At 22.2% G+C, this 14,853-nt stretch carries 11 protein-coding genes and 1 pseudogene; 3 read left to right on the plus strand and 9 right to left on the minus strand.

The window, feature by feature from the left end; genetic code table 11:
• Positions 1-47: 47 nt before the first annotated feature.
• The 7 genes and pseudogenes from erpA to AB4W62_RS00960 all read right to left on the minus strand — a co-directional run bounded on the left by erpA (position 48) and on the right by AB4W62_RS00960 (position 9,142).
• Entirely contained in the window at positions 48-392 is a 345-nt protein-coding gene (erpA, locus tag AB4W62_RS00930; protein ID WP_367680079.1) for an iron-sulfur cluster insertion protein ErpA, read from the minus strand.
• A gap of 152 nt (positions 393-544) precedes the next feature.
• Entirely contained in the window at positions 545-1,696 is a 1,152-nt protein-coding gene (gene ftsZ / locus AB4W62_RS00935; protein WP_367680080.1) for a cell division protein FtsZ, read from the minus strand.
• 58 nt (positions 1,697-1,754) lie between these two features.
• Positions 1,755-3,011, minus strand: a complete 1,257-nt coding sequence (ftsA, locus tag AB4W62_RS00940; RefSeq protein ID WP_367680081.1) for a cell division protein FtsA — start codon at positions 3,009-3,011, stop codon at positions 1,755-1,757.
• A gap of 1,824 nt (positions 3,012-4,835) precedes the next feature.
• Positions 4,836-5,756: pseudogene (gene rsmH / locus AB4W62_RS00945) on the minus strand (16S rRNA (cytosine(1402)-N(4))-methyltransferase RsmH); the annotation flags it as partial.
• 92 nt (positions 5,757-5,848) lie between these two features.
• Entirely contained in the window at positions 5,849-6,325 is a 477-nt protein-coding gene (ilvN, locus tag AB4W62_RS00950) for an acetolactate synthase small subunit (RefSeq protein WP_367680082.1), read from the minus strand.
• 1 nt (position 6,326) lies between these two features.
• Positions 6,327-8,054 (minus strand): biosynthetic-type acetolactate synthase large subunit, encoded by a 1,728-nt coding sequence (ilvB, locus tag AB4W62_RS00955; RefSeq protein WP_367680083.1) that lies wholly within the window; start codon positions 8,052-8,054, stop codon positions 6,327-6,329.
• A 137-nt stretch (positions 8,055-8,191) separates the two neighbouring features.
• Positions 8,192-9,142, minus strand: coding sequence for an FAD:protein FMN transferase (locus AB4W62_RS00960; RefSeq protein WP_367680084.1), 951 nt, complete (start codon positions 9,140-9,142; stop codon positions 8,192-8,194).
• Positions 9,143-9,598: 456 nt separating this feature from the next.
• Here AB4W62_RS00960 and AB4W62_RS00965 point away from each other — a divergent pair, with 456 nt between their 5' ends.
• A complete protein-coding gene (locus tag AB4W62_RS00965) occupies positions 9,599-11,020 on the plus strand; it encodes a Do family serine endopeptidase (RefSeq protein ID WP_367680085.1) in 1,422 nt (473 codons plus the stop codon).
• A 95-nt stretch (positions 11,021-11,115) separates the two neighbouring features.
• Here the strand turns inward: AB4W62_RS00965 and dapD are convergent, their stop codons facing one another.
• Together dapD and map are read right to left on the minus strand one after the other, a co-directional pair.
• Complete coding sequence (dapD, locus tag AB4W62_RS00970; protein ID WP_367680086.1) at positions 11,116-11,940, minus strand: 2,3,4,5-tetrahydropyridine-2,6-dicarboxylate N-succinyltransferase; 825 nt, start codon at positions 11,938-11,940, stop codon at positions 11,116-11,118.
• 95 nt (positions 11,941-12,035) lie between these two features.
• Positions 12,036-12,791: a type I methionyl aminopeptidase gene (gene map, locus AB4W62_RS00975; protein ID WP_367680087.1), complete on the minus strand. Its 756-nt coding sequence runs from the start codon at positions 12,789-12,791 to the stop codon at positions 12,036-12,038.
• Positions 12,792-13,059: 268 nt separating this feature from the next.
• On the opposite strand from map, the gene rpsB reads away from it, so the two are divergent.
• Together rpsB and tsf are read left to right on the plus strand one after the other, a co-directional pair.
• Complete coding sequence (rpsB, locus tag AB4W62_RS00980; RefSeq protein ID WP_367680088.1) at positions 13,060-13,779, plus strand: 30S ribosomal protein S2; 720 nt, start codon at positions 13,060-13,062, stop codon at positions 13,777-13,779.
• Between the two features lie 110 nt (positions 13,780-13,889).
• The gene (gene tsf / locus AB4W62_RS00985; protein WP_367680089.1) at positions 13,890-14,693 is read left to right on the plus strand and encodes a translation elongation factor Ts; all 804 of its coding nucleotides are present in this window, start codon (positions 13,890-13,892) and stop codon (positions 14,691-14,693) included.
• Positions 14,694-14,853 lie beyond the last annotated feature (160 nt).

A 14,853-nucleotide genomic window follows, 5' to 3' on the forward strand; every position in this document is an offset into this window, starting at 1 on the left:
ATTAAAAAATTTTAGGAATATGTAACTTTTAAAAATATTTAAAAAAATTAAATGCTAAATGATAATCCACAACCACACGTGACTTTTGCATTTGGATTAGAAATAAAAAATTTTGATCCTTCCAAATTTTCTATAAAATCTAATGTTCCTCCTACAAGGTATTGGAAACTTATATAATCTATAATTATAGGAACATTAATTTTTTTTATACAAATATCATCTTTATTTATTTTTTTATCAAAAATAAAACCATATTTAAAACCTGTACAACCCCCTCCGGAAATATAAATTCTAAAGTTTAGATTTAAATCTTTCTTTTTTTTCGATAATTCATCTATTTTTTTTTTAGCTGTTTCGGAAACAAAAAAATTTTTTTGATTTATTTCAGACATAATAATTTTCTATATTTTAGATAAGATATTTGATTAATTTCGATTAAATTATAATAGTTAATATATTAACAATTATTTTAAATAATCTCTATATTTTTATTTTTTAAAAAATATTAAATCAAAAGAAAATATTTTTTTCTATTTAGTAGAATTTATTTTTTTCTTAAAAATGTAGGTATATCTAAATAATCTATATTTTTTTTAGTTATATATTTCGAGTCCATTAAATTTTCTTTTTTTTCATTTTTTTCTTTTAAAAAAATAGATTTTTGTAACTCGGTATTTTTGTAATTTAAAATATTTTTTTGAATGTTTTTATGAGTGGAAATTTTTTTTTCATGTTGATTTAAATCTATTGTTATACCTGTTACAATAACTGTAACTCTAATTGTATTTTTCATTTTAGGATCTAAAGATGTTCCTATAACTAAAGTTGTATGATCGGAAGAAAATGATCGGATAATATTTCCAACAGTTTTAAATTCATTAAGTTTAAAATCCGCACTTGCTGTTATATTCACCAATATACCTTTAGCACCTGACAAATCAACATCTTCTAATAAAGGACTGGAAATAGCTATTTTTGTTGCTTCTTCTGCTCTTTCTTCTCCTGAAGATAATCCTGTACCCATCATAGCATATCCCATTTCTGACATAACCGATTTAACATCAGCAAAATCTACATTTATTAATCCTGGACGAGTTATTAGTTCAGAAATTCCTTGTATAGCTTCATTTAAAATGTTATTCGCTTCACTAAAAGCATCTAATAAAGAAATTTCTTTATTTAATACTTCAATTAATTTATCGTTCGGTATTATGATTAACGAATCAACACTTTTTGATAATTCAAGTATTCCTTTTTTTGCAAATTCGATTCTTTTTTTTCCTTCAAAATTAAAAGGTTTAGTAATAATAGAAACAGTTAGTATACCTATTTCTTTGGCTATTTTAGCAATTACAGGAGCAGCTCCAGTTCCAGTTCCGCCACCCATTCCAGCAGCAATAAAAATCATATCTGCTTCTTTTAGAAGAGTTTTTAAAATTTCCTGATCTTCTTCAGCTGAACGTTTTCCTACATCTGGATTCGCTCCAGCACCTAATCCTTTGGTAACTTTTTTTCCAATTTGTATTTTTTTTTTAACTTCTATTTTCTGTAATGCTTGAGCATCAGTATTTATAGCAAAAAAATCCACTCCTTCTATTTTTTCTTTTATCATATGCTCTACAGCGTTACATCCCCCACCTCCTACGCCTATTACTTTAATAATAGTAAGGTTATTTTTTTCATTTTCTTCAAACATAATTACTCCGATTTATATAATGTGAGAAGTTATAAAACATTTTTATAAAATTTCATATTTAACTTTTATTAAAAATCCAATGATTAATTTTTTTAAAGTATTTTTGAAAAAAACTTTTATTTTTAACATTTTCTGTTTTTTTTAAAATTTTGTTTTTTCCATATTTTAATAATCCTATAACTGTTGAATAATTTTCGGTGCTAAAATTTTCTGTTAGTCCTTCTATTTTTTTAGATTTTCTTATTTTTATGTTTGTTTTAAATATTTTTTCAGCATGTTCTTCTAAATTTTTTATTCTTGCTGCCCCTCCTGTTAATACTATTCCTCCAGATAACTTTTTTTTAATTTTTATTTCATTAGTAGTTTCAAAAAATATTAATAATTTATTTTTTACTAAATTTAAAAGTTCGATATACCTAGCATCGATAATATGATGTAATAATTTTTGTTCTATATATTGAATCTTTTTTCCATTAAATGTAGTAATTTCAATTTTTTTTGTTTTATTATCATTTTTTTTACTAGAACAACCATTTTCAATTTTAATTTTTTCAGCATCTTTTTTTGAAATAGAAAAAAGAGAAGAAATGTCATTGGTAACTGTATTTCCCGAATAGGGAATTACAGAACTATAACAAATGGATCCATTGATATGAATAGTTATATCCATAGTTCCACCTCCCATATCAATCATACAAACTCCTAATTTTTTTTCTTCTTTGGTAATTACAACTTCATTAGAAGCTATTCCTGAAAAAATAACTTCATCTACTTTTAATCGACAGTTTTTAATTGATCTTATAAAGTTTTTTATTATTTCATTATGACATGTAATTAAATGCACTTCTACTTGCATTCTAATTCCAGATAACCCTAAAGGATTTTTTATTCCAAATTTTTGATCGATTGAAAATTCTTTTGGAATAGTATGTAAAATTTGATGTTCATTATTAATTTTTACAGATTGAGCGGTATGTATAACATTTTTTATGTCTTTTTCTGTTACTTCTTTATTAGATAATGGGACTATTCCTATTTCATTTTGATAATTTATAAATTTTCCAGACATAGATAAATAGACAGAGGAAATAGCATATCCTGCCATATCTTCTGCTTTTTTGATAGAGTTTCGAACTGATTTAGAGACAGATTTTAAATCATTTATTTCTCCTTTTTCAATTCCATGAGATTCACAACTACCTATTCCTATTATATTAATTAAATTATTTGGTAAAATTTCTCCTATTAAGGTAACAATTTTTGTTGTTCCTATTTCAAGTCCAACTATCATTTTTTTTTCTGTTGATTGATTCATTTTTTAATCCAAATTAGTGTATATATATATACTATATAATTATTAATTATTTAAAATTGGATTATATTTTAATATAAAAATTAAATTAATTTAAATACAACTTAATATAAATATTATATTAATAATTTTAATATTTTAAATAGAAAAAGATTTTATTAATTGCCTTTATTTAAAAAATATTTTTATTTTTTTTAGAAAAATTTTAATTAAAAATATTAATTAATTATTAACAAAATAGTTAATGATCTACATAATATATTAATTTTTTTTTAATTTCATTAGTCTCTCTATTCATTTTTTTATTTTTTTAATAAAAAACATATTTTCTTATTAAAAATTTTTTTAATTTTTATATGTATAAAGTATATTATTCATAATAATATTTTTTTAGTAGCAATAGTTAATTTTAGTTACTAAAAGTATATTTTAATAGAATTAAATTTTTCATAAAAGCAGTTTTTTTATAAAAATATTTTGTTATTTATATTTTTAATATTGGCATATCAATGCTATAAATTTTTTAATTTCTAGTTTTATAATTGAAAAATGCTTATTTTTTAATTTTCCAAATAAATTATTTTTTTTAGAAAGTATAAATTTTAAAAAACATGTAATAACTTTTTACTTTATTTTATAAAAATTTATTTCTTAATTTAATCAGTATTAAACATTCATTTTAAAAATTCTTATTTTAATAAATTTTTAAATAATCAAATCTATTTTTATACTATTATTTTTTTTATTTTTTTAATTTTATTTAATTTTTTAAAAATTTTTATTTAATAAATTTTATTTTTTATAAAAAATATCTTTAATTTAGTAAGTATAAAAAAAAATAAAAAAGTTTGTTAATAATCGAATCTTATTTAATTGCATTTCTTTTTAATATTCGAATAAGAATTCAATAGTTTAGCTATTAAATTAAATTTAAAAAAATTAGTAATTTTTTATTTATATATATAAAATATATGAAAGTTATAAGAATTATTTAAAATAATAAAAGAAAATAATATTCGTAATTAATATTTTTTAATAAAAGTAGTAATCAATATTTTGATTAATAATTGAACTAAATCTATTTTTATTAATTAATCATTAATATGATTAGGAATCATTTATTATATAGTAATAGATACTTATCATTAACTGATTTGATTCATATTAATTAAATAATATTAATAACTTATGGCTTTTAACTATTATTATTTTTTATTTTTAAAAAAAATATTAAGTAATTTTTTTATATTAATTAAATTTTTATATTCTTAATAAGAAGAAATTGATTAATTAATGATTATGTTTTTTTATTAATGATATTTATTAAATATATTTAAGATTTTTTACTTTTTTATGAAAAAATTCATTTAATATTTTATTTTTATAAATTTTATATTTATAATTTTTTTATTGTATTATTAAGTAATAAAAAAATATTTTTAATTGAAGATTAAAATTTTTCTTTTTATTTTTTTAGTTTAGAAAAAATTAATATATATTCGTAATATTAATTACAGTTTAGTAAACTTTTTAAATTAATAATTAATAATTTTTTTATAACGAATAATATTTAAATAATTAAAGAATAAGTTTTTTTTTAAAACTATTAGTTATTTAAAAAAATGTTGATAATAAAGAAAATGTTTTTAAAATTTTTAAAAAATAAAATTAATATTTAAATCTAATTTATACAGATTTATTTGAAATATATTTTTTTTATAATTTTTAATTATTTAAAATGTTTACTTATTATTTGATAAATTTTAAAATACTAAAATATTTTTTAAAATTTTTTTTAAAGCTAATTTTTAGATAAACTATATTTTTTTAAATTTTTTCGGCAATTCTAAGAATTGCACTTCGAGATCTATAATTTTTATTTATTTCATTAGCATTTGGAAAGATTCTCCCTATTACTTTCAAACTATTTTTTTTAATTTTTTTTATTTGATTTTCTGTTATTGGTAACTTATTTGGAATAAAAAAATGTTGTCTACTGTGATTTATAAAAAATTTTTTTATAATTCTATCTTCTAAGGAATGAAATGAAATTATTGATAATCTACCTTTATGCGATAAGAGTTTTAAAGATTCATTTAATATTTTTTTTAGTTCATTTAATTCTTGATTTAAATAAATACGAATTGCTTGAAAACTACATCTAGCAGGATGTTTTGATTTATTAAAAGGCGTGTTTTTTTTAATTAAATCAGATAATTCAGTGGTTCTTTTAATTAAAGAGATTTCATTTCTTTTTACGATAGCACGAGCAATTTTTTTAGCATATCGTTCTTCTCCAAATTTTTTTAGCACGTCTGCTATTTTTTTTTCTTTGTTAGTTGATAACCAAGTTGATGCAGTAATTCCAGATATTGGGTTCATTCTCATATCTAAAGGACCGTCAGAATTAAAAGAAAACCCTCTTTTTGGATCATCTAGTTGTACAGATGATACACCTAAATCCAGTAAGATTCCGTCCACTTTATTTATTAAATTTTCTTTTTTTAAAAGAAAAATGATATTTGAAAATGATCCTTGAAAAAATTTAAAACGAGAATCTGTTATTTTTTTCGCTTCTTGGATAGCAGAAGGATCAACATCTATGGCATATAATTTTCCATTATTACCTATTTTTTTTAATATTTCATTTGAATGCCCGCCACATCCAAAAGTACAATCTATATAAATTCCGTTCTTTTTAATATTTAATGATAGTATTGTTTCCCGTAAAAGTACGGGAATATGTTTTTTTTTTTCATAATTATAATATTTTTAATTTATATTAAATTTTATTTTTTATAGAAAAAAATCTTTAACTATTAAATCAGCGAAATAGAAAATTAATTTCTATAAATCCCAATAATTCCCGATCTTGATAAATCAACAATATTAACATATTTTCGAATTAATTCGAGAAAAGAGTTAATTTTTTTACTAGAACCGGTGATTTGAATAATATAACCTTCAGTAGTTAAACTAATTATTTGTCCTCTAAATATATCAACGATGTCTTTTATTTTTCCCTTTTTTTTACAAATATTTCCTGTTTTTATTAATATTATTTCTCTTTCTATATAATCGGTATCATTAACTTCTGAAACCTTTAGAACATCAATGAGCTTATGTAATTGTTTTCCAATTTGTTCTATGACTTTTTCATCTCCAACAGTTTGTATAGTTAATTGAGATAAGGAGGAATCCTCTGTAGGTGCTACAGTTAAACTTTCTATATTATAGCCTCTTTGAGAAAAAAGACCTATTACTCTAGATAGTGCACCGGATTCATTTTCTAATAATATTGATAAAATTCGTCTCATTTTAAAAATCTCTCTTTTTTTCTAGTATCATCTCGTTCATTCCACCCCCTTTAATTTGCATTGGATAAACGTGTTCAGAATCACTAATTAAAACATCTAAAAATACCAATTTTCCTTGATTTAATTTTTTAAATGCTGTTTCTATTTTTTCTTCTAATTCTGAAGGATGATTTATAGCTATTCCGACGTGTCCGTACGATTCTGATAATTTAACAAAGTTAGGTAAAGCTTGCATATAAGAATGAGAATGACGTCCAGAATATATCATATCTTGCCATTGTTTTACCATTCCTAATGATTTGTTATTAAGATTAACAATTAGAATAGGCAATTGATATTGCATAGCAGTAGATAACTCTTGAATATTCATTTGAATACTTCCGTCCCCTGTAATGCAAATTACCATTTTTTTAGGAAAAGCTAACTTTACTCCTAATGCAGCGGGTAATCCGAATCCCATGGTTCCTAAACCTCCTGAATTAATCCATTGTCGAGGATAATCAAAGGGATAGTGTAAAGCAGTAAACATTTGATGTTGTCCTACATCAGATGTAATAAAAGCTTCACCTGCTGTTTTTTTCCAAATCAGTTTAATAACTTTTTGTGGTTTGATAACATTTTCTTCATCTATAGTTTTTTTATTTTCGTTTTTTTCTTTCCAAATATGAATAGAATTCCACCAACTTTCAAAGGAGTTGCTTTTTTTTGTTATAATAATTTTTTTTAATTCTTTAATAATTTCTTTTAATACTTTTTTAGCATCTCCTACAATAGGAATATTTGCTAAAACAGTTTTGGAAATTGAAGTAGGATCAATATCTATATGTAAAATTTTAGCATAAGGACAATATTTTTCTAAATTATTCGTTGTACGATCATCAAATCTAACTCCAATAGCAAATATTACATCTGAATTATGCATGGCCATATTTGCATGATATGTTCCGTGCATACCTAACATGCCTAAGCTTTGTTTATGAGTACCTGGAAATGCTCCGAGTCCCATTAATGAAGTTGTAACAGGAAAATTTAAACTTTCTGCTAAAATCTTTAATTCATGATGACTATTAGAAGTAATTACACCTCCTCCGGCATAAATAATTGGTTTTTTTGATTTCAATAAAGTATGTAAAACTCTTTTAATTTGTCTAGTATTTCCTTTAGTTGTTGGATTATAAGATCGAATATTAATAGAATTAGGCCAAATATATGGTTTTTTGCATTTTTCACCTAAAATATTTTTAGGAATATCTATTACAATGGGACCAGGTCTTCCACTAGAAGCTAACCAAAATGCTTTTTTTAAAATTATAGGAATATCTGTTGTTTTTTGAACTAAAAAGCTGTGTTTAACAATCGGACGAGATATTCCGATCATATCGCATTCTTGAAAAGCATCATATCCTATTAAATTAGAAGCTACTTGACCTGATATTATTACCATTGGTATTGAATCCATGTAAGCAGTTGCGATACCAGTAATAGCATTTGTCGCTCCTGGTCCAGAAGTAACTAAAACAACTCCTACTTTTCCAGTTGCTCTGGCATAACCATCTGCCATATGAGTAGCACCTTGTTCATGTCTTACTAAAATATGCTTAATACCACCAATTGTTTTTAAAGCATCATAAATATCGAGAACTGCTCCTCCAGGATATCCAAAAATATATTTAATATTTTGATCAATTAAAGAGCGTATTACCATTTCCGCTCCTGATAAAACTGGCATTGTAAACCTCCAAAATTTTTTAACGAAATTTTAAAAAAATTAAAAAGTTTTATTTTTCCTATTGGAATTATATTTTTTTATATATTGTTTTTAAGTTTTCTTAAATCTAAATATTTTGTTTTTTTATAGTAAAAAAATTATTTTTTGGTAACTTTAAAAGAGGATTTAATTAAAAATTTCTTAAATTTAGGAGAAACCCAGGTATAAAAACCTTTTTTTCTTTTCTGCACTAAACAAACAGCAAGTTTTTCTTTTAAGATCAATTGTTTAGCTTTTTTAAAACCTAATATTTCTAGGGCAGTATCCCAAGCGTCAGCATCTAATGCATTTTGGGAAATTACAGTTACTGATACTAAGTTATTAACAATAGGCATTCCATTAAAAGGATTGATTAAATGAGAAATTTTTTTTTTATTAAAATAATAATAATTTCTGTAATTTCCTGAAGTACTAACTGATTGATTTTTTAGTTTAATTAACATATGAATAGAATTTTTTTTATTAGTTGGTTTCTGAATAGCTATTATTGAAAAATTTTTATGTAAACAATTTTTTTTAGATTTAATTGCTCCACCAACTGAAATTATATAATCAGTAATTTTTTTTTTATTAAGTAATTTAGAAATATGATCTACGGCAAAACCTTCTCCTAAAGTAGAAATATTTATTTCTAAATTTTTTAAATCTTTGTATAAATATTCATTTTTTTGATATTTTATTAAATAAATATGATTTATCCCAGATTTTGAAAGAGCAATTTTTATTGTTTTTAATGAAGGGAGTTTAAAAGGTGTATTTATAATATTAAATCCCCAAATTTTTATTAATGAACCAATAGTAATATCTAAAGCACCAAATGTTTTTTTATTTATTAAAATTGCTTTTGAAATAATAGTGCTAAAGTTTTTGCTAATTATTATGGGTCTATTATCAACTCCATGGTTAATTCTTGAAACCATTGATTTGTTATTCCAAGTAGATAGTTCTTTTTCATCATGATTTAGTAATATTTGAATATTTTTCTTTAAATTTAAAAAATTTATTTTTTCTTTTTCTTTAAATAGTTGAATTTTCCATGTTGTACCCATAGTATGGCCATGTAAAAAAAATATTTTTTTTTGATTTAAAAGAAAATTTTTTTTTATACAAATAAAAAAAATGAAAAAAAATAAAAAAAAAAGAAGTAAATTACTTATTTTCATAATTAAAAACCAAAATAGATATTTTTTGTATTATTCTAAAATATTAGAAATACATATCTCTTAATTATAAATCATTTTTATTTCTAAAACTTTAATTTTTAAAAAAAAAATTATTTTTTTAAAAAAATTTAGAAATTTTTTTTAAAAAAGATGTAAATCTAAAATAGAGAAATAACGTTTAATTTACATTATTAAATTTATATATTAATAATATGTTAGATAACTTATAAAAAATATAGAAAAATAGTTCTTTTTAAAAAAGTGTATAAAATCAAGGAGATTTAAATAAGTTTATCAAAAAAAATTCACATAGAATTTAAAAATAAAATTTGAGAATAAAATATGAAAAAGATAGCTATTGCACTAATGATAATAAGTTTTGTATTTCCTAGATTAAGTATTGCTTTAAATAAAGATTCTTTTTTAATTAAAAAAATTAATATTTCTTCAGTTAATGTTCCTAACTTATCTTCTATTTTAGATAAAGTAATGCCAGCAGTAGTAAGTATAGATTCTGAAGTAAAAGCAACATTAGATATTGATAAAAATCAAAATGATAAATCTTTATTAAACGATGAAGCTTTATTTTGTGAAAATAAATCTCCATTTTATGAAACTCCATTATGTAAACAGTGGATAAAAAATAATCAATTTCCTAAAATGATTAAAGTAATAGGTTCAGGGGTTATAATTGATTCAGAAAATAAATATGTGGTGACTAATAGTCATGTTATTCAAAATACAAATAAAATTCAAGTTAAATTAAACGATGGACGCGTATATGATGCAGAATTAATAGGACAAGATAATCGCTTTGATATAGCTTTATTAAAGATCAATGATGCTAATAATTTAGTAGCTATTGAAATGATTGATTCAAATACTTTAAAAGTAGGAGACTATACTTTAGCAATTGGAAATCCTTATGGATTAGGGGGAACAGTTACTTCAGGTATTATTTCTGCTTTAGGGAGAAGTGGATTAAATAATAGTCATTATGAAAATTTTATTCAAACTGATACAGCTATAAATAGAGGGAATTCAGGAGGAGCATTAATTAATTTAGAAGGAAAATTGATTGGAATTAATACTGCCATTTTATCTCCGGATGGTGGAAATATAGGAATTGGATTTTCAATTCCAACAAATATAGTAAAAAATATTACTGATCAAATTATTAAATATGGTCGAGTGATTCAAGGCGAACTGGGAATAACCGGAACTGAATTAACATTTAATTTAGCACAAGCAATGAAGTTAAAATTGCAAAGAGGAGCTTTTGTAAATCAAGTATTTAAAAACTCTGCGGCTGATGAATCAGGAATAAAAGCAGGAGATGTGATTATTTCTTTAAATAAGAAACCAATTTTTAATTTTTCTTCTTTGCGAGCTGAAATAGGTTGTTTACCAGTTAATAGTATTGTTAAAATTGGTTTAGTACGTGATGAAAAAATAAAGATTATATCAGTAACATTAAAATATCGTCCAAGAGAAAGAACAGATGCTAAAATTACAGGAGATTTAATTGAAGGTGTCGACTTTGTTAATTTTGCTATTAATAATAAAAAAAGAGTTAAAGTTAACTCTGTTAAAGTTAATTCTCTTGCTTATAAGTTAGGTTTTAAAAAAGATGATATTATTTTGCATATAAATAAAGAAGAAATTTTTAATTTAACTGATTTAAAAAATATTTTTGAAAAAAATTTTTCAATATTAGTTTTTGATATTAAAAGAGGAAGTAGTAGAATTTATTTAATAGTTTAAAGTTAAAAAAAATTGTTTTTCACCTAATTTATTATTAAATTAGGTGAAAAAGAAAATTTTTCTATTTTTTTTAATTTTTTTTTAATAAATTTGTTTTAGTCTATATTACGTAATAATTCATTAATTTTTACTTTTTCTCTAGTTTTAGAATCTACTTTTTTTACAATTATTGCAGAATATAAACTATATTTATTATTTAATGAAGGCAAGTTTCCGGGCACTACAACAGATCCTGATGGAACTTTTCCATAAAAAATTTCTCCAGTTTCTCTATCGTATATTTTAGTACTTTGTCCAATATATACTCCCATTGAAATTACAGAATTTTTTTCTACTATAACACCTTCTACTATTTCAGAACGTGCTCCAATAAAGCAATTATCTTCAATAATTGTAGGATTACTTTGTAAAGGTTCTAGAACACCTCCAATACCTACCCCTCCAGATAAATGTACATTTTTCCCTATTTGAGCACAGGAACCAACTGTTGCCCAGGTGTCAATCATTGAGTTTGATCCTATATATGAGCCTATATTTATATAACAAGGCATTAATATTACATTTTTTTCTATGAAAGCACCATATCTAACAGTAGCATTAGGAACCACTCTAACTTTTTCTTTTTGAAATTTTTCTAAAGAGTAATTACAGTATTTTAATGGAATTTTATCGTAATAATTACTATTTAAATTAGGTATAATTTTATTTTTTTGAGTATATAAATATAACAATACTGCTTTTTTTAACCATTGATGAGTAATCCATATATCATTTTTCTTTTCAGAAATTCGAAGTTTTCCAATATTAAGTAATTCAATAACGTTTTTAATAACATTGATGACTGAATTTTCTTTTTTTGAAAATTTAATATTTTCTTTATCTTGAAATATTTCTGTAATTATTTTTTCTAAATTTTTCATTTTTTAAATAAACCTTAAAATATATGAAAATATAAACTATTTATAACTTATACGATTTTTATCAAAATATATATTTTTTTTTAAAGAAATATATTTTATAAAGTTAAAATTTCGCACCCTTTTTTAGTAACTAAAATAGTATGCTCGTATTGAGCAGATAAACTTCTATCTTTTGTTTTTATAGTCCATCCATCTTGCATTGATTTTATATGATGAGAACCGGCATTTACCATTGGTTCAATTGTAAAAGTCATATTTTCTTTTAATAAAAATTTATTTTCTTTTTTGTAATAATGAAGTATTTGAGGATTTTCATGAAAATTTCTTCCAATACCATGTCCACAATAATCTTTCACTATTGAAAAATCTTTTTTTTCAACATAAGTTTGTATAACTTTACCTATTTGGTTTATGTAAATATTTGGTTTTACTATTTCAATAGCTAAATCTAAACTTTTTTTAGTAACGTAGCATAATCTTTTTCCTAAAATAGTAGGCTTTCCAACAAAAAACATTTTAGAAGCATCTGCATGATAAGAATTTTTTATTACGGTTACATCAATATTTACAATATCTCCATCTTTTAATTTTTTTTTATCGTTAGGAATACCATGACATACAACATCGTTTACAGAAATACAAGTTGATTTTGGAAATCCATTATACCCTAGGCAAGCAGGAAATGATTTTTCTTCATATATAATATAATCATGACAAATTCGATCTAATTCTCCTGTAGTTATATTTGGAACAACATATTCTGAAATCATTTTTAAAACATTAGATACTATCTTTCCAACTTTTTTCATCTTTTTTATTTCTGTATTTTTTTTTATGAGATTTTTATACATAAAATTTCCCCTTTTTTATAATAGAAATTATTAAATTTACAGTTTTTTTGATATATATAGATTATACTATTATAAAAAATAGTAAAAAATTTTGATTTTCTATAAAGTAAATAAAGTTTATAAAAAATTATAATTTATTTTTTTATAAATGATAAAAATATGTTTAAATATTTTTTATTTGTATTAATTTATATTTAATAAATAAAAAAAATAGATAGTAAAAAAAAATACTATTTTTATGGCAAAAAAATTTTAAATAGAGGTAATTATGTCAATAGTTTCTATGCGGGATATGATAAAAGCAGGAGTACATTTTGGTCATCAAACCAGATATTGGAATCCTAAAATGAAGCCGTTTATTTTTGGAATAAGAAATAAAGTGCATATTATTAATTTAGAAAAAACACTTCCTATGTTTAATACTGTTTTACTTGAACTAAAAAAAATTGTTTCTAGAAAAGGAAAAATTTTATTTGTTGGGACAAAAAAAGCAGCTAGTAAAATAGTAAAAGAATCAGCAAATGCTTGCAAGCATTTTTATGTCAATCATCGTTGGTTGGGAGGTATGTTAACAAATTGGAAAACAGTTCGTCAATCTATTAAAAATTTAAAAAATTTAGAAATACAATCTAAAGATGGAACTTTTGAAAAATTAACTAAAAAAGAGGTCTTAATTAGAAAGAAACAATTAAAGAAATTAGAAAATAGTTTAGGCGGAATAAAAAATATGGGAGGTTTACCGGATTGTTTATTTGTTATTGATGCTGAACATGAGCAAATTTCTATAAAAGAAGCTAATCATTTAGGAATTCCGGTTTTTGCTATTGTAGATACGAATTCCAATCCTGATGGAATTAATTATATTGTTCCTGGTAATGATGATGCTATTAGGGCAATTAAATTATATTTGGATGCTATTACTACTTTAATTCATGGAATAAATGTTAAAAACAATAAAAACATACGATTTTTTAATAAAGCAAAATAAAAAGTTTTTATATATAAATATACTATATAAAAAATTTTTTCTTTAAAAGAGTATTTTTTAATTTATAGTATTTAACATTATTTTTCTTATAAATCAATTAAGGAATAAATATGAGTAAAGAAGTGAATGCTTCTCTTGTAAAAAAATTAAGAGATAGAACCGGTGCAGGTATTATGGAATGTAAAAATGCTTTAGTTAAAATGGAGGGGAATTTAGAAAAATCAATTGATTTTCTTAAAACAATAGGTGAAATTAAAGCAGAAAAAAGATCTTTTTATGGAACAAAACAAGGCAAGATTTTTTTAAAAGTAGAAAAAAAAGCAGCTGCTATACTAGAATTAAATTCTGAAACTGATTTTGTGGCAAAAGAAAAAAATTTTCTTTTATTTGGAAAAAAAATTGTTGATGAAATTTTATTAAAAAAAACAAATGATTTAAATTATATTAAATCAATTTTTGAAAAAGAAAAAAAAGAAATTATTTCCAAAGTAGGAGAAAATATTAAAATTTGTAGAATACATTTTTTAATTGGAACTAATATAGTTAGTTATATGCATCATAATAATACAATAGGAGTAATTTTAGATATTAGTTCTGATAATGATTTATTTTCAAAAAATATAGCTATGCATATTGCGGCTAGTAAACCAAAATATTTGAGTCCAAATATTATTCCCGAAAAGGTACTCATTAGAGAAAAAAAAATTTTTTTAAATTCTCTTAAAAAAATGAATAAATCGAATGAAATCATGGAAAAAATTATGGAGGGAAAAATAAATAAATTTAAAGACGAAATTTCTTTAACAGGACAAGATTTTGTTTTTGAACCTAAAAAAAAAGTTTCTCAATTACTTAAATTATATAATTCCCAAGTAATTTCTTTTATAAGATTCGAGGTTGGAGAGATTTCATAATCTTAACAATATTCTATTATTAAAATAATAAAATTTTTTATAACTCTTAAAAGAACTATTAAAGAGCTGTAAATGAAAGTTCTTTAATGGTTTTTAAATTTAGTTATGTTTTAAAAATAAAAGATATAAATAATATTCATGAAGAAAAGTTTATTTTTTT

This window comes from Buchnera aphidicola (Mindarus abietinus) (genome assembly GCF_964059085.1).
Taxonomy (GTDB): Bacteria; Pseudomonadota; Gammaproteobacteria; order Enterobacterales; family Enterobacteriaceae; genus Buchnera_A; species Buchnera_A aphidicola_C.